20 protein-coding genes and 1 riboswitch are annotated in these 19,950 nt (G+C 39.6%); of the genes, 16 read left to right on the forward strand and 4 right to left on the reverse strand.

What is annotated here, in order from left to right; all coding sequences use genetic code 11:
- Window positions 1–170: 170 nt before the first annotated feature.
- Window positions 171–962 (reverse strand): molybdenum-dependent transcriptional regulator, encoded by a 792-nt coding sequence (gene modE / locus HMPREF0693_RS06860; protein ID WP_004244449.1) that lies wholly within the window; start codon window positions 960–962, stop codon window positions 171–173.
- A 158-nt stretch (window positions 963–1,120) separates the two neighbouring features.
- Here modE and HMPREF0693_RS18540 point away from each other — a divergent pair, with 158 nt between their 5' ends.
- The 4 genes from HMPREF0693_RS18540 to modC all read left to right on the forward strand — a co-directional run bounded on the left by HMPREF0693_RS18540 (window position 1,121) and on the right by modC (window position 4,538).
- Window positions 1,121–1,264 (forward strand): AcrZ family multidrug efflux pump-associated protein, encoded by a 144-nt coding sequence (locus HMPREF0693_RS18540; protein ID WP_004247559.1) that lies wholly within the window; start codon window positions 1,121–1,123, stop codon window positions 1,262–1,264.
- Window positions 1,265–1,999: 735 nt separating this feature from the next.
- The gene (gene modA / locus HMPREF0693_RS06865; RefSeq protein ID WP_004244452.1) at window positions 2,000–2,770 is read left to right on the forward strand and encodes a molybdate ABC transporter substrate-binding protein; all 771 of its coding nucleotides are present in this window, start codon (window positions 2,000–2,002) and stop codon (window positions 2,768–2,770) included.
- 17 nt (window positions 2,771–2,787) lie between these two features.
- Window positions 2,788–3,480 (forward strand): molybdate ABC transporter permease subunit, encoded by a 693-nt coding sequence (modB, locus tag HMPREF0693_RS06870; RefSeq protein WP_004244453.1) that lies wholly within the window; start codon window positions 2,788–2,790, stop codon window positions 3,478–3,480.
- A complete protein-coding gene (gene modC / locus HMPREF0693_RS06875; RefSeq protein ID WP_004244454.1) occupies window positions 3,474–4,538 on the forward strand; it encodes a molybdenum ABC transporter ATP-binding protein ModC in 1,065 nt (354 codons plus the stop codon). Before modB ends, modC begins: the two co-directional genes overlap by 7 nt.
- A gap of 64 nt (window positions 4,539–4,602) precedes the next feature.
- Here the strand turns inward: modC and HMPREF0693_RS06880 are convergent, their stop codons facing one another.
- Entirely contained in the window at window positions 4,603–5,424 is an 822-nt protein-coding gene (locus tag HMPREF0693_RS06880) for a pyridoxal phosphatase (RefSeq protein ID WP_004244456.1), read from the reverse strand.
- Window positions 5,425–5,572: 148 nt separating this feature from the next.
- Between HMPREF0693_RS06880 and pgl the strand changes: the two genes are divergently transcribed.
- Window positions 5,573–6,562, forward strand: coding sequence for a 6-phosphogluconolactonase (gene pgl, locus HMPREF0693_RS06885; RefSeq protein WP_004244457.1), 990 nt, complete (start codon window positions 5,573–5,575; stop codon window positions 6,560–6,562).
- A 56-nt stretch (window positions 6,563–6,618) separates the two neighbouring features.
- On the opposite strand, the gene bioA is transcribed toward pgl, so the two are convergent.
- Window positions 6,619–7,896: an adenosylmethionine--8-amino-7-oxononanoate transaminase gene (gene bioA / locus HMPREF0693_RS06890; protein ID WP_004244458.1), complete on the reverse strand. Its 1,278-nt coding sequence runs from the start codon at window positions 7,894–7,896 to the stop codon at window positions 6,619–6,621.
- A 103-nt stretch (window positions 7,897–7,999) separates the two neighbouring features.
- Here bioA and bioB point away from each other — a divergent pair, with 103 nt between their 5' ends.
- The 6 genes from bioB to HMPREF0693_RS06920 all read left to right on the forward strand — a co-directional run bounded on the left by bioB (window position 8,000) and on the right by HMPREF0693_RS06920 (window position 15,248).
- The gene (bioB, locus tag HMPREF0693_RS06895) at window positions 8,000–9,037 is read left to right on the forward strand and encodes a biotin synthase BioB (RefSeq protein ID WP_004244460.1); all 1,038 of its coding nucleotides are present in this window, start codon (window positions 8,000–8,002) and stop codon (window positions 9,035–9,037) included.
- Window positions 9,037–10,200, forward strand: coding sequence for an 8-amino-7-oxononanoate synthase (bioF, locus tag HMPREF0693_RS06900; protein ID WP_004244461.1), 1,164 nt, complete (start codon window positions 9,037–9,039; stop codon window positions 10,198–10,200). The genes bioB and bioF overlap by 1 nt, the downstream gene beginning before the upstream one ends.
- Window positions 10,175–10,942 (forward strand): malonyl-ACP O-methyltransferase BioC, encoded by a 768-nt coding sequence (gene bioC, locus HMPREF0693_RS06905; protein WP_004244462.1) that lies wholly within the window; start codon window positions 10,175–10,177, stop codon window positions 10,940–10,942. Before bioF ends, bioC begins: the two co-directional genes overlap by 26 nt.
- Window positions 10,935–11,621, forward strand: a complete 687-nt coding sequence (bioD, locus tag HMPREF0693_RS06910; protein ID WP_004244465.1) for a dethiobiotin synthase — start codon at window positions 10,935–10,937, stop codon at window positions 11,619–11,621. Before bioC ends, bioD begins: the two co-directional genes overlap by 8 nt.
- A gap of 470 nt (window positions 11,622–12,091) precedes the next feature.
- Entirely contained in the window at window positions 12,092–14,101 is a 2,010-nt protein-coding gene (gene uvrB, locus HMPREF0693_RS06915; protein WP_004244467.1) for an excinuclease ABC subunit UvrB, read from the forward strand.
- A gap of 184 nt (window positions 14,102–14,285) precedes the next feature.
- A complete protein-coding gene (locus HMPREF0693_RS06920) occupies window positions 14,286–15,248 on the forward strand; it encodes a DUF1266 domain-containing protein (protein ID WP_004244470.1) in 963 nt (320 codons plus the stop codon).
- Window positions 15,249–15,365: 117 nt separating this feature from the next.
- On the opposite strand, the gene HMPREF0693_RS06925 is transcribed toward HMPREF0693_RS06920, so the two are convergent.
- Window positions 15,366–16,301, reverse strand: coding sequence for a gluconeogenesis factor YvcK family protein (locus HMPREF0693_RS06925; RefSeq protein ID WP_004244471.1), 936 nt, complete (start codon window positions 16,299–16,301; stop codon window positions 15,366–15,368).
- Window positions 16,302–16,590: 289 nt separating this feature from the next.
- Window positions 16,591–16,740: riboswitch (molybdenum cofactor riboswitch) on the forward strand.
- Here HMPREF0693_RS06925 and moaA point away from each other — a divergent pair.
- From moaA to HMPREF0693_RS06950, 5 genes are all read left to right on the forward strand, one after another.
- The gene (gene moaA, locus HMPREF0693_RS06930) at window positions 16,730–17,710 is read left to right on the forward strand and encodes a GTP 3',8-cyclase MoaA (protein ID WP_004244473.1); all 981 of its coding nucleotides are present in this window, start codon (window positions 16,730–16,732) and stop codon (window positions 17,708–17,710) included. (Overlaps the previous riboswitch by 11 nt.)
- 41 nt (window positions 17,711–17,751) lie before the next feature.
- Complete coding sequence (gene moaC / locus HMPREF0693_RS06935; RefSeq protein ID WP_004244474.1) at window positions 17,752–18,231, forward strand: cyclic pyranopterin monophosphate synthase MoaC; 480 nt, start codon at window positions 17,752–17,754, stop codon at window positions 18,229–18,231.
- A complete protein-coding gene (gene moaD, locus HMPREF0693_RS06940) occupies window positions 18,228–18,473 on the forward strand; it encodes a molybdopterin synthase sulfur carrier subunit (RefSeq protein WP_004244475.1) in 246 nt (81 codons plus the stop codon). The genes moaC and moaD overlap by 4 nt, the downstream gene beginning before the upstream one ends.
- Before the next feature lies 1 nt (window position 18,474).
- Window positions 18,475–18,936, forward strand: coding sequence for a molybdopterin synthase catalytic subunit MoaE (gene moaE / locus HMPREF0693_RS06945; protein ID WP_004244476.1), 462 nt, complete (start codon window positions 18,475–18,477; stop codon window positions 18,934–18,936).
- Between the two features lie 194 nt (window positions 18,937–19,130).
- On the forward strand, window positions 19,131–19,841 hold the full coding sequence (locus HMPREF0693_RS06950; RefSeq protein WP_004244477.1) for a Bax inhibitor-1/YccA family protein: 711 nt from the start codon (window positions 19,131–19,133) through the stop codon (window positions 19,839–19,841).
- The last annotated feature ends 109 nt before the right edge of the window (window positions 19,842–19,950 follow it).

Here is a 19,950-nt window from a genome sequence, read left to right on the forward strand (position 1 = left end):
AACAATACAATTATAACGTTAAAAATCCATTGTATTGGCAAAGTATTAATTGCATCAATAAAAAAAGCTTTTACACGTTGTATTAGTCGAAAAACCATCACTTAATATAATTTTTAAAATATCAATTAAGTGATGGTGTTATTTTTACTGAAAATCCATCATGCTAATAATTAACATAATGTGGCGATAATCACCTGATCGGCATTAAATAACGCTGTTACGGTATCATTAATATGTAGCTTTTGTTGTGTAACATGCTGGTTAGAACAAGTCGCACACACTTCTAGTCCACCTTCTAACGTTACCACTAATTCACTATTTTCATTGCCCGTTTCAATTTGGGTTAGGGTGCCTGATAGCGCATTGTCATATTGTTGTGCTACAGAGGCGCCTTTTTCTATATTGACCCATGGCGCTTTAATTAAAACGAGTACTTCTTTGCCTTCTTTAAGATTTAGACGATCGGCGCTTTTTTCAGTTAACGCCGCGCGAATAACCGTTTTTTGATCAGCAAGCTGAACATTAACATGTTGTTGTACTTGTAAGTGATCGCGTTCAATAATGGTGCCAAAAAATTGGTTTCTGGCACTGGTCTGTAACGAAAAACGTGAAATAGCCGCTAAAAGGCTGTCTAAAGGTAATGAATCGTCTTTTAATACATCAAAGGCTTTTTGTTGAATTTGTCCTAGTAGATCATAAAGTTGTAGTAAGCGTTCACAATAATGAGTCAGTGTAGCGCCTCCACCCCCTTTACCGCCAGTTGCTCTATCAACCAGGAGTTCGTCAGCCAGTTGATTCATTTCATTGATGGCGTCCCAAGCACTTTTATAACTAATGCCCGCCATTTTCGCCCCTTGGCTAATTGAGCCTGTTGCTTTAATTTGTTTTAACAGCGCAACACGGCGTGGATCAGCAAAGAGCTTATCTTGAAGTTTCAGTGTCAGTAATATTTCTGCTTGCATAATGATAGGCTTCTTCTGGTTTGTCTGTTTATCGCATTTTTTGTGCCGACACAAAACGATAATTCTCTAGAATAGATACAACTATAGCGTTATTATTCGTTATTCGTGAAGAAATGCCAACTCTGGCTTTCCGAATATACCATGATAAAGAGGTTATCATGTTTGAATTATTGAAAAGTTTAGGGTTCGCTCTCTTGATGGTACCTGTTGTGATGGTACTTATCATGGGCATTATTTATGGTTTAGGCGAGATTTTTAACTTAATTTCACCTAGTCAGTCAAAGGCTGATAAAAAAGCATAATTACCCCTCTATTTAGAACAGCCCTTTATTGTGAAGGGCTGTTTTTAATACTCCTAAAATACTCCTCAAATACTCGTCATACTTCAAGTTGTAGCGTTGTTGACTGCGTTCATTCGCACTAGTCACATACTGATGTATGCTCCTAGCGACTCATTCACTTGTCGCCTAGCTACACCTTGAATTATTTAGAGTATTTATCTTTTATCTATTTAACTTCAAGTTGTCGCGGTATTGACTGAATTTCTATCTCCATTGCTATCTCTACTTTTGTCTCCGTATTCCTTGAATTATTTAGAGTATTTATCTTTTAGCTATTTAACTTCAAGCTATCGCGGTATTGACTGCGTTTATTTGCACTAGTCACATACTGATGTATGCTCCTAGCGACTCATTCACTTGTCGCCTAGCTACACCTTGAATTATTTAGAGTATTTATCTTTTATCTATTTAACTTCAAGTTGTCGCGTTGTTGACTGAATTTCTATCTCCATTGCTATTTCTACTTTTGTCTCCCTATACCTTGAATTATTTAGAGTATTTAGCTGTTAGCTATTTAACTTCAAGTTGTAGCGTTGTTGACTGAATTTCTATCTCCATTGCTATCGCCATTTTTGTCTCCCTATTTATCGCTATATTTATTGATATATAACCAATTTTAATCAACTTATCCTTTCATTTTACGTTATATCTTGATATATACAGCGTGGTTATTGTCCTATTTAAGTGGAACTCAACATGAAAAAATTATCAGGTAAGTTACTGGCTGGTGCGATTATCTCTTTTGCTTTAGTGAGCCAAAGCATGGCATCGGAAAAAATAACGGTATTTGCGGCGGCTTCTCTCACTAATGCGCTTAATGAAATTTCGGCACAATATAAACAGGAAAAACAAGCGGATGTCGTTGCTTCTTATGCATCCTCTTCAACACTTGCTCGCCAAATTGAGCAAGGAGCACCTGCAAATCTATTTATTTCTGCCGATCAGCAGTGGATGGATTATGTTATTAATAAGAATTTAATGGTGACTGATTCACGACATACATTATTAGGTAACGACTTAGTGTTAATTGCTCCTAAAGATAGCAAATTAAACAATGTTGTTATTAATAAGGATACTAAATGGAAATCCTTACTTAATGGTGGAAAATTAGCTGTGGGTGATCCAGATCATGTACCTGTTGGTATCTATGCTAAAGAGTCATTAGAATATTTAGGTGCATGGGATGTGGTGAGTCCGGAAATGGCACGCACTAATAATGTTCGCAGCGGCATGGCATTAGTTGAACGAGATGAAGCACCATTAGGTATTGTCTATGGCTCTGATGCTGTTGCCAGTGACAAAGTGAAAGTGGTTGGGGTATTCCCAACTGATAGTCACAAACCTGTTGAGTATCCAATGGCAGTTGTAAAAGGACAGGATAATAAAGCTGTTCGTGATTTTTATGACTATCTAAAAACACCTCAAGCCGCAGAAATATTTAAGAAATACGGCTTTAGCCCACTTTAGGAATTATACTTTTGGAGATGTTAAGTGAATACGAATGGCAAGCGATTCTTTTAAGCCTTAAGGTATCGACAATTGCAGTAATAATTAGTCTTCCTTTTGGTATATTGATGGCTTGGCTATTAGTTAGGGTTCGTTTTCCCGGTAAATCATTGCTTGATAGCATTATTCATTTACCTTTAGTTTTACCTCCCGTTGTTGTTGGTTATCTATTATTAATTAGCATGGGGAGACGCGGATTTATTGGTGAATGGCTATATAATTGGTTTGGATTTAGTTTTACCTTCAGTTGGCGAGGGGCGGCACTTGCCTCAGCTGTTGTGGCATTTCCACTGATGGTAAGAGCAATTAGACTAGCACTAGAAGCTGTCGACCAACGTATGGAACAAGCGGCAAGAACATTAGGCGCATCACCATTACGTGTCTTTTTTACTATAACGTTACCATTATCTATGCCCGGCATTATTGCGGGGATCGTATTGGCCTTTGCTCGCTCATTAGGTGAATTTGGCGCCACAATCACTTTCGTCTCCAATATTCCAGGGGAAACCAGAACGATCCCTTTGGCTATGTATACGTTAATTGAAACACCGGGGGCAGAAATGGATGCCGCCCGTTTATGTGTCATTGCAATTATTTTGGCGCTCGTCTCTTTAATGGCTTCAGAGTGGCTAACTCGTTGGGGTCGTAAAAGATTGGGGGGCGTATGCTAGAGATGAATTTTAAACAGACACTGGGCTCTTTGTGTCTGGAAGTGAATACTCAATTACCAACAGAAAGTATCACGGCGGTATTTGGCTTATCTGGCGCAGGTAAAACGTCGCTCATTAATGTGATTGGTGGTTTAACCAAACCTGATTCAGGACATATTGTGTTAAATAATCACACATTGGTGGATATTGAGAAGAAAATTTATCTGCCACCCGAAAAGCGCAAAGTAGGCTATGTATTTCAAGATGCACGACTATTTCCTCATTATACCGTAAAAGGAAATTTACTTTACGGTATGTCACCAACAATGAAAGTACAGTTTGATAGAATTATTTATCTATTAGGTATCGAACATCTACTTTCGCGTTTTCCTATTACGCTATCTGGTGGTGAAAAACAACGTGTGGCTATTGGACGTGCATTATTAACTGCACCCGATATTATGCTAATGGATGAACCATTGGCCTCTCTTGATTTACCCCGCAAGCGTGAATTATTACCCTATTTAGAAAAACTTTCACAAGATGTACAAATACCTATTTTGTATGTGAGTCATAGTCTAGATGAGATTATTCGACTTGCTGATAATGTGATTGTTATGGATGCCGGAAAAATTAAGGCAATGGGTAAGTTAGAAGATGTTTGGGCCAGTAGCGCATTACGCCCTTGGTTACAAAAAGAGACGTTAAGCAGTGTTGCAAATGTTATGGTCGTTGAACATCATAGCCATTATGCGATGACGGCGACCGCCTTTGGTAATCAAGTACTGTGGTTGCCACAAATCGAGGCAAAAATAGGTCGCGATGTGCGCGTTCGTATTGATGCTTCAGATGTATCGTTAACTACCACTCGCCCATCAAATAGTAGTATCCGTAATATATTACATATGAAAGTGGTCGAAATGATCAAACATGATGATCAGGTAGATGTGAAACTGGTTAATGATGGCAATTATTTATGGGCGCGGATCACCCCTTGGGCGAGAGATGAACTCAATATTCAAGAAGGGCAGTGGCTTTATGCGCAAATAAAAAGTATTTCACTAAGTCGCCATCTTTAATTTATTGATTTATAAAAATAAAGCCTCGTCATAGATGAGGCTTTGTTGTTTGAATAGCAAGTATTTAAGACAAAATATATTTATGAATAGTCTCTGCAATACCGGGCTGATTATTATTTTTAGTCACCAGTTTAGCGCGTGCTTTGACCTCATCTGATGCGTTGCCCATAGCAACACCTAAACCAACGTGCTCTAACATACTTAAGTCATTGAAGTTATCACCAAACGCCATAACATCACTCATCTTCATGCCATTGGCTTCAACCCAACGCTGTAAACGGCGACCTTTGCTATTACCTTTCTTGGTGATATCAACTTGATCGACCCAAGACCATTCACACTCTAAGCCGACTTGTTGTTCTACTTGTTCGATTAAAGCACGTAACTCATCGTGATTGGGGGTTGTGGTCGCTATTTTCCAGATAGAATCAACATGATGCATTGCTTGGTAAAAATCATCTACTTTGACTAAATTAGGGCGTTGTGCCAGAGGAAGAGTATCAGCCCAATTAAGTGTACGTTGTACGGCAGCGGTAAGTTGATCATACATCATTGCATCATCTGCATAGACTAAATGATGCACATCGGTTTGTTTAACCAAGTCGAGTACCGCGCGTGTTTCTTCGGGGGTTAAAGGATCAGATTCAAGCACTTTTTTACCGAGGTAGTCGTAAAGATAAGTACCATTACAACAGATAGCGGGTGTATCAAGATCTAGCGCTTGATAGAATGGATGAATAGCAACATGGTGACGACCTGTTACAATGAGTACTTTAACGCCCGCTTTTCTGGCAAGATTAAGAGCAGTTAAAGATCCCGGTAGGATACGTTTTTGGTCATCAAGCAATGTGCCATCAAGATCCAGTGCAATAACGCGATACGACATAATAAGCCCCTTGATAGTATAAAGATGCAATGATGCTGATGTTACACGTTAACCTAGCAAAGATAAACTAGCTTAATCGTGACAGGTATCAGTTGGTTAAGTTATTATTCTTTATAAATCAATAGGTAATCGATTTTAAGGAGAAAGGATGAAACAGGTAGTCTACGTAGCAAGTCCAGAGAGTCATCAAATCCATGCGTATACATTAAATAGCGCGGGAGAGATGCATCTACTGCAGGTTGTTAAGGTTGCAGGACAAGTTCAACCTATGGTGGCTAGTGCAGATGGAAAACATCTTTATGTTGGCATTCGTCCTCATTTTAGTGTGGTGACCTTTGAAATCGCACCTGATGGCCAGTTAGAACAAAAAGCAATAACGGCAATTCCAAGTGCACCAGTTCATCTGTGCTTGGATAAAACAGAACGTTTTTTGTTTGTTCCTTCTTATCACCAAGGTAACTTAGCGGTATTGCCGATTAATCAACAAGGTATTGCTCAAGCGCCGATACAACTTATTGAAGGATTAAATAAACCACATTCTTCTAATATTGATTGGCATAACAAGCAGCTTATTGTTCCCTGTTTAGGTGAAGATCATATTCGTCTATTTAATCTTTCAGAAGAGGGACATTTAAGTGAAGCGCGTAGCGAAGAGTTAACCACAGCAATAAATGCAGGGCCGCGTCATTTAGCGTTCAATCCTAATGGCGAAGTGTTTTATTGCCTTAATGAATTAGATGCAACAATCAATGTTTATCGTCGTATGGGTGATCTTTATCGTTTAATGCAAACCATCGATATGGTGCCAGAAACTTTCAATAGCACACGTTGGGCCGCTGATATCCATATTACCCCAGACGGTCGTTTCCTCTATGCCAGTGAACGTTCGGAAAGCTTGATTAGTGTAATGGCAGTTTCAGAAGCAGGGGATCATCTACAACCTGTAGGTCATTATACAACACAGACACAACCACGCGGTTTTAATCTTGATAATACAGGAAATTATCTCATTTCTTGCGGTCAGAAATCTGATTTTGTCTCTGTTTCTCGTATTGATAGGCAAACCGGCGCATTAACGGAATTAGCTTGTTATCCAGTCGGAAAAGGGGCGATGTGGGTCACTGTAGTCACCAAATAAGTATTGCTTGCTCTCTAGCGGTAGATGATGCCGCTAGAGATATTAAAACAAAATAATTAATTGGTAAGATTAACTGCTTTCTCAATTGCTTGAGTGAGTTTAGTGAGCTTTTCAGGTGATATAATATAAGGAGGCATAATATAAATCAGTTGACCAAAAGGTCGTATCCAAACCCCTTCATCGACAAAGTATTTCTGTAGTTTAGCCATATTGACTGGCTCAACCATTTCTACGACACCAATAGCACCAAGTACCCGCACATCTTTAACGCTTTTTGCTTGCTTTAAGGGTAACAATTCGGTTTTAAGTTGATCTTCAATTTGAGCGACTTGATTAACCCAGTGACCTTGCTCTAATAGTGATAAACTAGCATTCGCCACCGCACAGGCAAGAGGATTCCCCATATAGGTAGGGCCATGCATAAAGCAACCTGCATCACCTTGGCTGATAGTATCGGCAATATGGCGTGTAGTTAACGTGGCGGATAGCGTCATATAACCACCTGTTAATGCTTTACCTACACACATAATATCGGGGGAGATCCCCGCGTGTTCACAAGCAAATAATTTACCGGTTCTGCCAAATCCAGTGGCGATTTCATCGGCAATTAATAACACATTAAATTCATCACATAACGCTCGAGCTTGTGTTAAATACTCTGGGTGGTATATGCGCATACCACCAGCCCCTTGGACGATTGGCTCTAGCATCACAGCGGCAATATGTTGATGATGTTGCGCTAATGTGGTGCGTAAATCGTCTATATCAGTAGCGTCCCACGGTTGATAAAATCCGGTTTTTGGCGCTTCGACAAACAGATGATTCGGCAGGTAGCCTTTGTAGAGACTATGCATCGAATTGTCAGGATCACACACCGACATCGCGCCAAAAGTATCACCATGATAACCGCGTTTTAATGCCACAATGCGCTGGCGTTTTTCACCTTTTGCCTGCCAATATTGCAATGCCATTTTTATCGCCACTTCAACCGCTACAGAGCCTGAATCAGCGAGGAAAATACACTCTAGTGGTGCGGGAGTGATAGCCAATAGTTTTCGACATAGAGCAACCGCTGAGGGATGGGTGATACCACCAAACATCACATGGGACATTGCTGCTAGTTGTTCTGTTACCGCCGTATTGAGTTCAGGGTGGTTATAGCCGTGGATCGCAGCCCACCATGAAGACATACCATCAATTAATTGTTTGCCATTCGCTAAAGTGAGTTCAACCCCTTTTGCACTTACGATTGGATAAGCCGGTAATGGGTTACTCATTGAGGTATAAGGGTGCCAAATATGGCGTAAATCAAAAGCAATATCATCGGGTGTCATTTTACTTTCCAGTTAATCATGTAAACCTAGCGTGATCAATTTTAGTTGACATGATAACCCTATTATTTAAACTGGCAATCACTTTTGAACAGGAGAATGTATTGTGAGTACGTTAAAACGTTGGACATTAAAAGAAGCTAGGGCACTGTTTGATATGCCATTTTTAGATTTGGTTTTTCAAGCGCAACAAGTGCATCGTCAACATTTTGATCCTTCACAAATTCAAGTCAGCACCTTACTGTCGATAAAAACAGGCGCTTGTCCTGAAGATTGTAAATATTGTGCCCAAAGTGCGCGCTATAAAACAGGGTTAGAAAAAGAGCGCTTAATGGAAGTACAACAAGTGATTGAATCAGCCAAAAAAGCAAAAGCAGCTGGTTCAACCCGTTTTTGTATGGGCGCGGCTTGGCGTAATCCACATGAGCGTGATATGCCTTATCTTGAGCAGATGGTCAAAGAAGTGAAAGCGCTAGGTATGGAAACCTGTATGACATTGGGTAAGCTTGATGATTCACAAGCCTCACGCTTAGCACAAGCCGGACTGGATTTTTATAACCATAATCTTGATACATCACCTGAGTTTTACGGCAGCATTATTACCACCCGGACATATCAAGACCGTTTAGATACCTTAGATAAAGTACGTAATGCTGGCATTAAAGTGTGCTCTGGAGGCATTTTAGGTTTAGGGGAAGAGGTCAAAGATAGAGCCGCTATGTTAGTGCAATTAGCTAACTTACCGCAACCGCCGGAAAGTGTACCTATCAATATGTTAGCCAAAATTAAAGGTACGCCACTGGCTGATAATGAAGATGTCGATCCCTTTGATTTTATTCGGACTATTGCTGTTGCTCGTATTATGATGCCTCGCTCTTATGTGCGACTTTCAGCAGGGCGTGAACAAATGAGTGAACAAACGCAAGCATTCTGTTTTATGGCTGGCGCAAACTCCATTTTTTATGGTTGCAAATTATTAACGACCACGAATCCCACTGAAGATAAAGATCACCAATTATTCCGTAAGCTTGGTTTAAATCCTGAAAGATTATCTGTCTCAATGGGCGATCAGCAACAAGAAGACGTGTTGCTACAAGCTGTTGCTGAAAAAGACACCGAACAATTTTATAACGCGGCACTGTAATGAGTTGGCAAAACTATCTAGATAAGCGACTTAATGAGCGTAGAAATACGCCATTATGGCGAAAAAGACAGGTGATCCAGCATAGTAATGGACGCTATTTAACCACACTGTCTGGTGATAAATATGTTAATTTTTCTGGTAACGATTATTTAGGGATAAGCCAACATCCTGATGTTATTCAAGCATGGCAACGTGGTGCGAATGAATATGGTGTAGGGAGTGGGGGATCGGGTCATATTACCGGTTTTACACAGGCCCATCAGCAGTTAGAGCAACAACTCGCTGACTGGTTAGGGTACGATCATGCGCTATTATTTTCTTCAGGTTATAGTGCTAATCAAGGTGTTATTGCGACATTACTTGAAAAAGAAGATGCCATCATTGCCGATAAACTTTGTCATGCTTCATTAATGGAAGCGGCTATCTTATCACCGGCGAGTTTATGGCGCTTTTTGCATAATTCTGCGCCATCTCTATCTCAGCGACTTCATAAAACCTCTGCGAATAAAAGCTTAGTCGTGACAGAAGGGGTTTTTAGCATGGATGGTGATAAAGCGCCATTAGCGGCTATGGCAGAAATAAGTCAACAGCATCAGGCGTGGTTAATGGTTGATGATGCGCATGGTATTGGCGTGTTAGGTAAAGAAGGTAAAGGGAGTTGCCATGAAGCAGGGATTAAACCTGAGTTATTAATAGCGACTTTTGGTAAAGCCTTTGGCATTAGTGGTGCAGCTGTACTGTGTAATAAGGCGACTGCTGAGTTTTTCGAACAATATTCACGTCACTTAATTTATAGTACCTCAATGCCCCCTGCACAAGCCGTTGCTTTACATGCAGCGTTAAAGGTTATTAAACAAGATGATGAAGGACGAGAATATCTTCAACAACTTATTAGCTTTTTCCGTCAAGGTGTCTCATCACTTCCAGTCACATTATTACCTTCACAAACAGCCATTCAACCGTTAATTATTGGTGATGAACTACGCTGTCAACAACTTTCAGACTATTTACAACGTGAAGGTTTCTGGGTAAAAGCGATCTTTCCACCGACTGTACCCCCTCACAGCGCACGTTTACGCATTACTTTAACGACTCGTCACCAAATTTCCGACATTGCGATGTTAATCGAGCTTCTTCATGGTTTCTTCAATCAAAACAGATAAACAGCAGATAGCCCAGTGTTTTAGTAAAGCGGCTAGCCATTATGATCATCATGCCTCTATTCAACGTTATAGTGGTGATAAATTGATGTATTTAGCTCGCCACCAAGCTGGGGATAGGGTGCTAGATGCGGGGTGTGGCACTGGGTATTTCAGTCAAAAATGGCGACAACAAGGGAGGTTTGTTATCGCACTTGATTTATCTCATGCCATGTTACAAGTGGCGAGACAACAACAACGGGCTAATTGTTATTTACAAAGTGATATTGAGCACTGTGCGCTCACCCCCCACAGCATAGATATCGTTTTTAGCAATTTAGCTATGCAGTGGTGTGATGATCTTACCATTGCGGTAAATAGCTTAATGAGTGTCGTCAATCCACAAGGGGCGCTCTATTTTTCTACGTTAGCAACATCAACGTTACAAGAGGTACGAGACGCTTGGCAGTTTCTTGATAACCACCAACATGTTAACCCGTTCCTCTCTTACCAACAGATTGAACAAGCCTGTAGTGGTTTTCAATATCAATTTGTGACTGAAAAGGTGACAGAACAATATGCATCATTGCCTGAGCTTTTTGCCTCATTAAAAGGGGTAGGCGCGAATTTTGTACAAGGAGAACGGCCAAAAGGATTAATGACACGCCAAAAACTGCGTCAATTAGAGCAAGTTTGGCGCAAAACAGACTCTGGTAAATATTTACTTACTTATGAACTCGTTATAGGAAAGATTTCTCATGGCTAAAACATGGTTTTTAACAGGAACAGATACCGAAGTCGGTAAAACCGTCGTAAGTAGTGCATTATTACAATGCGCTACACAACAAGGATATCAAACTGCGGGTTATAAACCTGTCGCATCTGGTAGCGAATGGTTACCTGAAGGTTTACGTAATAGTGATGCATTAACGTTGCAACAGTTTAGTAGCGTCCCTTTGGCTTATCAGCAAGTGAATCCCTATTGCTTTGAAACCCCCACATCACCTCATATTGTGAGCGAAGAAACAAAACAACCTATTGATTTTCAGGTTATGTCGAAGGGGTTATCTTATCTGCAACAACGCGCAGATTGGGTATTAGTTGAAGGTGCTGGGGGATGGTTTACGCCACTATCAGCAAACCAATTCTTTGCAGATTGGGTGATTGAAGAAAAATTACCGGTTATTTTAACGGTGGGTATTAAATTAGGTTGTATTAATCATGCATTATTAACGCAACAAGCTATTTGGCAATCAGGGTTGACTTTAGCGGGCTGGGTAGCAAATGAAGTAGAGCCTGCCGGGCGGTATCAACAGCAGTATTTAGCTACTTTAATGGCGCATATTAAAGCACCACTTTTAGGTAAAATTCCTTATTTAACACAAGACGTTAAACAACATAATTTTACCTCTTATCTTGATCTCTCTTATCTCAAATCACATTGATACATCATCATTGAGTCAATTTTAACAGCTTATTTTCATGTATAAAAAAATAAAAAAATTATTTTTTTGCTAAATATTAGGGTTATTTTTAATAAGAAAAAAAGCTGTAACCTACCGTGGTATAAGCACTTTGTTCAGTTATCCACTATTCCTGTGGATAACCTTGTGTATTACCATAATAAAAATACGCCAAATATAGAGAATACAAGGCATTGCTAAAGATTGGTGTTATTCTCAACTTTTATTTTTTATTGTTTATTATTAATAAGTTAAATAAAATCAATAGTGCGAAAGCGTCAACTTACTCTCAGTGATTTATCCCTAAAATAAGGGGTTGATTTTTTAAAAAACTTTTTGATTAAAATCTGGGGATAACTTAAATCCGTTATTCAGATTATTTTTTGTAAGATAGAGATTGAAGCTGGATTTTTATCCAGTATCATAAGGAGTGTCTGCGAGGAGATAAGAATATGAGCAAAGTTTTTAAACTGCATTCAGAATTTAAACCCGGTGGTGATCAACCTACTGCTATCGCTTCATTATGTGAAGGGTTAGAAGATGGACTTGCTCACCAAACCTTATTAGGGGTAACCGGATCAGGTAAAACCTTCACTATTGCCAATGTGATAGCTAACCTAAATCGTCCTACTATGGTATTAGCGCCAAACAAAACGCTAGCTGCACAGCTTTATAGTGAAATGAAAGAGTTTTTCCCTGAAAATGCGGTGGAATACTTTGTCTCTTATTATGACTACTATCAACCTGAAGCCTATGTGCCAAGCTCCGATACCTTTATTGAAAAAGACGCCTCTGTTAACGAACATATCGAACAAATGCGTCTATCGGCTACAAAGGCTCTCTTAGAGCGTAAAGACGTTATTGTGGTCTCTTCAGTTTCAGCTATTTATGGTTTGGGTGATCCTGATAGCTATTTAAAAATGATGCTACATTTAAGCAATGGCATGATTATTGACCAACGTGCGATTTTACGCCGACTTGCTGATTTGCAATATACCCGCAATGATCAGGCTTTTCAGCGCGGTACTTTCCGAGTCCGTGGTGAAGTGATCGATATCTTTCCTGCTGAATCTGATGACTACGCTTTACGTGTTGAATTATTTGATGAAGAGGTTGAGCGTTTATCGCTATTTGATCCTCTCACAGGGCAAATTCATTACAATGTGCCACGTTTCACCATCTATCCTAAAACCCACTATGTTACGCCGCGCGAACGTATTCTGGATGCGATGGAAAAAATCAAACAGGAGCTAGCTGAAAGACGTAAGGTGCTATTAGCCAATGATAAATTGGTTGAAGAGCAGCGAGTTACCCAGCGCACTCAATTTGATTTAGAAATGATGAATGAATTGGGGTATTGCTCAGGTATTGAAAACTACTCCCGCTATCTTTCTGGCCGTGGGCCTGGTGAGCCACCACCAACGCTATTTGACTATTTGCCTGCTGATGGGTTATTAGTGATTGACGAATCACACGTTACTATTCCGCAAATTGGCGGCATGTATAAAGGCGACCGCTCACGTAAAGAGACGTTAGTGGAATATGGCTTCCGGTTACCTTCTGCGTTGGATAACCGCCCATTGCGTTTTGAAGAGTTTGAAGCATTAGCACCACAAACCATTTATGTTTCAGCAACACCGGGCAAATATGAGCTAGAAAAATCAGGTAATGACATTGTAGAACAGGTGGTTAGACCTACAGGCTTACTTGATCCGGTGGTTGAAGTTCGCCCTGTTGCCACACAGGTTGATGATTTATTATCAGAAATACGTATACGAGCAGCTAAAAATGAACGTGTATTAGTGACAACATTAACAAAACGTATGGCGGAGGATTTGACCGAATATCTTGAAGAGCATGGTGAACGGGTACGTTATTTGCACTCAGATATTGATACCGTCGAGCGGGTTGAAATTATCCGAGATTTACGTCTAGGTGAATTTGATGTGCTGGTGGGGATAAACTTACTTCGTGAAGGGTTAGATATGCCAGAAGTCTCTCTTGTGGCGATTTTAGATGCAGATAAAGAGGGATTCTTACGTTCAGAACGTTCGCTTATTCAGACGATTGGTCGTGCTGCTCGTAACCTTGAAGGTAAAGCTATTTTATATGGCGATAAAATAACAGATTCTATGGCAAAAGCCATTGGTGAGACAGAACGTCGTCGGGAAAAACAGCAACAATTTAACCTTGAACATGGCATTGTGCCAAAAGGCTTAAATAAGAAAATTGGTGATATTCTTAAGATTGGTCAACCGACTCAAGGCCGTAATAAGAAAGGACATAAAGCGGTTGATACTCATGAAGATTATCCATTACTTTCTACGGCTGAATTAGAAAAAGAAATTCAGCGCTTAGAAACGGAAATGTATCAACATGCTAAAGATCTTGAATTTGAAAAAGCGGCTCAAACACGGGATAAATTACAAACTTTGCGTGCGCAATTTATTGCTAATTCTTAATAAGAAAATGTAAGTAGATAGGCTTACAAAGGGCGTTATAGCTTTTATAGCGCTCTTTTTTTGTTCTCTCTTTGTCAATTATTATCTATTTTGTTATTCCCTTCCTGGCAATCAACTGTTTAAATATTACAACTAACAAACAGTCAATGATTTACAAAGATAAAAAAGACATTAAGGATAGTGAATGAGTGGTTATGTGTATGCAGGGTTTCCAAGCTCTGTAGGAGTCATTATTGGTGGTTTTTTCCTCGTGATACTTTTTAAGTGGTTACGATTTGCATTGCAAGACAATAAATTACCCACTGCTACAATGCCAGCAACAACAGAGCCTGAGCCCGTTTTATCGTCTCCAGCAACAGAAAGCCCAGTAAATCAGTTATTACCCAAAGAATGGGGGTTATATGTCGCAGCCCCTTATGCGGTAATGAATGAGTGGGCATATAACGAATATAATCAAGGTAAAGATGATGGTGGGCTATCAGCGGCTTGGGGAGTTAATGATCGGTGGGATTTAATCTACCAATTATTTTGGTTGCTGACTCAAGGTCATACCAATGACTTTTACCAGTTACGTGACCAGATTTTGAATGGCAAAGAAGAAGATATTCAATCATTAAAAAACGATATTTTATTATCTGATTTAACTGAAAATGATAAAAATGAACGTTTATGGCAAATCGATATGATGAACACCAATCGAATGAATATCCAAAATGTAAAATATCTTATTTGGGATCTTTGTCGTTTTAACAAGCTTTGCTTAGAAGGCTGCCAACAAGGTTATATTACCCAGCAAGAAGCACAAACATGGTCATTAATGAGTGCATCAATGCTACGTCGTATTTATGATGGTTGGGAAGATATGTGGCAAAACTTTATTGCTACTCGTTGGTTATGGGCAAGTGGTGATCAAAATTGGGCATCATCACATCAAACATTTTCCGATGTCGTACAAAATATACTCAAAGCAGAAAATACCTTAGCGACAGAAGAAAACTGGGTAATGGAGCTACCCCCATTAGATTTAATGTCTTTTACACGAGCCGTAGCTGGATTAGGTTTTATGAAAAATGATGTGCCTATGACACTGGCTGAAATAGAAGAAATGATCAGCGAACGCATTACTTTAAAAACACTTAATAGCTAATTGTCTATTTGTAAAACAAAATTACACAGTTAAAGTAAGAAAATAATCTAATAAAAACTAATTAACCGCACTGAGATAGATAATGATTTTAGTGCGGTTTTTTGATTGGTATAACGATTAACTCGCTGTACAAGCGGTATTACGTTGACCTAATTGCTGAAGTGTTAATTCAATAGCTTTACTTAATAGGTGCCTATCATGACGGTAAGGAATATCTTTCGCCTCTAATTGCGCTTGAACAATTAATCGTCCTTTCATTGATTCATATTGTGTTTCTGGACTAATAATCACGGCATCAATAGTTTGTAAGCCAATATAGGTTTCCATCATGGCGATTTTATCTGACATCGTCATACTTGCAGCCGCAGGGCTAAGCTCTTTACCTAAATTACCAATATAAATAGTAGTGGCACTGCTACGACGTAATGCTTTAGCTAAATCAGGTAGCAACAATAAAGGCATCAAACTGGTAAAAAAACTGCCCGGGCCAATTAAAATTAAATCAGCTTGCTCAATGGCTTCAATGGCTTCTCGTGTGGTGGTGACGTCTGGATAGAGTTTTAATTGACGAGGCATCCTCGGTAAATTATCTACATTGACCTCGCCATAGATTTCATTTCCTTCATCATCAATGGCCATTAAATCAACCGCTTGTTCTGACATAGGAATAAGATGAGCATTGACTCTAAGTAGGCCGCGGATAAGATTAATTGCTTCTAATGGACGAACGCTTAAGTTATCTAAGGCCTTTAGCATAAGATTACCTAAGTTGTGTCCAGCAAGCTCTCCTGTGCCTGAGAAACGGTATTCAAACATCGCAGAAGCAACGGAAGGCTCTGTGATTAATTGATTAATACAATTGCGCATATCTCCCCACGCGATACCGCCTTCGTCTTTACGAATACGTCCCGTGGAGCCACCATTATCTGTTGTCGTGACAATCCCCGTAAGGCGAGTTCCTAAATAGGAGAGTGCTGAAAGCACACGTCCAAGGCCATGACCTCCACCAAGGGCTACAACACGATCTAAATCACTTAGCGTGCGATTTCGCATAATTGTCTTACTCACTTTTAAAAATTTGCCGCTAATTTATCACAATTATAATTTAAGCCTATGATCACGGCGTGATTTCATCACATTCTTAATCTTGAATGAGTATCGATTGCTGGTTATTTAGACAAATAAAAGGGAAGAGTAAGGGGAGTGTAAATAGAATAAAAATAAAAAAAGTGTTGTAAGTCGTTGTATTATAAATTATATAACGAAAACAATATTCGCTTTTTATCAAATAAACAGGTAAAATCCACACATAAAATATTGGTATAAGAACCTGTTAAAAACAGGTAAAGATTAACTCCTAGCCTTAACATCTAAGTCAACAAGCTTTATCCAAAGGATATGATGTTCTGGCCGTGACTAACTAAGTCACCAGGGTGCACGGTAGAAATGCCCGCATCTCCCGAATTTGGAAAGGTGTTATTATGCAACAACTTGTTGATGCGTTTTCCCGCAAATTTTTCTATTTACGTCTATCAATCACAGACGTGTGTAATTTCCGTTGCACTTACTGCTTACCTAATGGCTACAAGCCAAATGGTCATAAGTCCTTTCTATCACTAGATGAAATCCGCCGACTGACTCACTCTTTTGCTGAATTAGGCACAGAAAAAATCCGTTTAACGGGTGGTGAGCCTACGATGCGTCGAGATTTTACTGATATTATCGCGACTATTAATGAAAACCCAGCCATTAAAAAGATTGCTGTGACAACAAACGGCTATCGTTTAGCCCGTGATGTTGCACAATGGCGTGATGCGGGGCTAAGTGCGATAAATGTCAGTGTTGATAGCTTAGATCCCCGCCAATTTCATGCCATCACCGGGCAAGATAAATTCCATCAAGTGATGGAAGGAATAGACGCTGCTTTTACGGCAGGTTATGACAAAGTGAAAGTCAATGTTGTGCTAATGCGCAACGTAAATGATAAAAACTTGCCTGATTTTCTCCATTGGATCAAAGACAGACCGATACAACTACGCTTTATTGAACTAATGGAAACTGGTGATGGTAGTGATGTTTTTAATCGCTTTCATTTATCTGGTGAAGTGATCCGCCAACGTTTACTTAACGAAGGTTGGCTACAAATTCCTCGCGCCCGTAGTGATGGGCCAGCTCAAGTCTTTACTCATCCTGATTATCAAGGTGAAATTGGTCTTATCATGCCTTATGAAAAAGACTTTTGTGTCACCTGTAACCGTTTACGCGTTTCTGCGATTGGTAATCTTCATCTTTGCTTATTTGGCGAAAATGGTATTCCTTTACGCGATTTATTGGCTGATGATGCGCAACAACAAGCTCTACAACAGCGTATTCAGGGTGGACTTCTTCATAAAAGAGAAACACATTTTCTTCATCAGGGCGATAGTGGTATTACCCCTAATCTTTCTGTGATTGGTGGATAAGTTTTTTCGCTCTGTTATTTAGTTAATTTCAGGAGTTGTGCATGTCTCAACTAACTCATATTAATGCTGCCGGTGAAGCGCATATGGTGGATGTTAGCGCCAAAGCTGAAACCGTACGTGAAGCACGAGCAGAAGCCTTTGTTGAAATGTCAGCAAAAACCTTAGCAATGATAACCGAAGGTCGACACCATAAGGGAGATGTCTTTGCTACCGCACGTATTGCGGGTATTCAAGCAGCCAAAAGAACATGGGAATTAATTCCTTTATGTCACCCATTGCTGTTAACCAAAGTTGAAGTCCATTTAGAAGCCCTTACAGACTCAAATCGTGTGCGTATTGAATCAGTGTGTCGCTTAACGGGTAAAACGGGTGTTGAAATGGAAGCACTCACTGCCGCATCAGTGGCCGCATTGACTATCTATGATATGTGCAAAGCAGTACAAAAAGATATGGTCATAGGATCTGTGCGTTTATTAGAAAAAACCGGTGGTAAATCGGGACACTTTAAGGTGGATGCATGATTAAGGTTCTTTTTTTCGCCCAAGTGCGTGAATTAGTGGGTGTTGATTCACTGGAATTACAAAATGATTATCCAACAGTGGATGATTTACGCCGTGCTTTAATTAACAAAGGCGATCGTTGGGCATTAGCGCTTGAAGATGGCAAATTGTTATCCGCGGTAAATCAATCCTTTGTTCAAGGCACTTATGCCATTAAAGACGGTGATGAAGTGGCTTTTTTCCCACCTGTAACAGGGGGCTAAGATGAGTACATTGACCCGTATATCAGTCCAAAACGAACATTTTAATGTTGGTGATGAATATCAATGGTTGTCAGAGTGTGAAAGTGATGGTGCGGTCGTCACTTTTACAGGAAAAGTGCGTAATCATAATTTAGGTGATGAAGTTAATACGCTAACTCTAGAGCATTATCCTGGTATGACAGAAAAGGCGTTAAATGACATTGTTGAGCAAGCACGAGCGCGTTGGCCTTTACAAAGAGTCAGCGTCATCCACCGTGTTGGCCAATTAAATATTGGTGAAGAGATCGTGTTTGTTGGTGTGACCAGCGCACATCGCCATAGTGCTTTTGAATCCGCAGAATTTATTATGGATTTTTTAAAAACGCGCGCGCCTTTTTGGAAAAAAGAGGGGCTATCAGCTAACCAAGATAGATGGGTTGATGCTCGCCAAAGTGACTATGATTCAGCTAAGCGTTGGGAATAATTCATCAAGCGAAATCAAAGACAACATCACTTTACTTAAATTTATTTTACGGTGACATTCTATACAGTTTATTTCGTGGAAATGTAACATTAGTGTGATAAAATTAATCACTAATGAGTCCATAATGGGCTCTTTACTGAAATAAACGTTATCGTTAAATTCAACGTTATCACTATGATTAAAGGGTAATCATCATGGATCGATTTTCACGTTCAAATGATTCAATCGTACAGCGCACTGGTACAGGTCTACAAACCTTTATGGCGCAAGTGTATGGCTGGATGACAGTAGGTCTGTTACTTACTGCATTTGTTGCTCTGTATGTTGCATCCAGCGCGACTTTAATTGAGATGATCTTCACTAATAAGATCTTTTTCTTTGGTTTGATTATCGCTCAATTAGCATTAGTTTTTATATTATCCGGTATGGTACATAAAATGAGTGGTGCGCTTGCCACAACCCTCTTTATGCTCTATTCCGCATTAACAGGTGTCACTATTTCGAGTGTGTTAATTGTTTATACTTACTCCTCTGTTGCTAGCACTTTCTTTATCTGTGCGGCAATGTTTGGTGCATTAAGTGTTTATGGTTACACCACTAAACGTAGTTTAACTGGGATGGGTAGCTTCCTGTTTATGGGGCTTATCGGTATTATCATTGCTTCTATTGTTAATATCTTTATGCAAAGCAGCATGATGAGCATGGTTATCTCTTACGCAGGTGTACTGATTTTCGCTGGTTTAACCGCATATGACACACAAAAATTAAAGGATATGGGTAGCGAAATTAATCAAGAAGATAAAGAAAATATGCGCCGTTACTCAATTATGGGTGCATTAACGCTTTATTTAGATTTTATCAACCTGTTCTTAATGTTACTGCGTATTTTAGGCGATCGTCGTTAATCATAAACTGCGTCGTTTAATAACCGCATAGTTAAATCCCATAACCTCTTCAGTTATGGGATTTTTTGTATTTATAAAATACGGGCAGCAAGTCGTTATTTATAGCGTG

This window comes from Proteus mirabilis ATCC 29906 (assembly GCF_000160755.1).
GTDB lineage: Bacteria > Pseudomonadota > Gammaproteobacteria > Enterobacterales > Enterobacteriaceae > Proteus > Proteus mirabilis.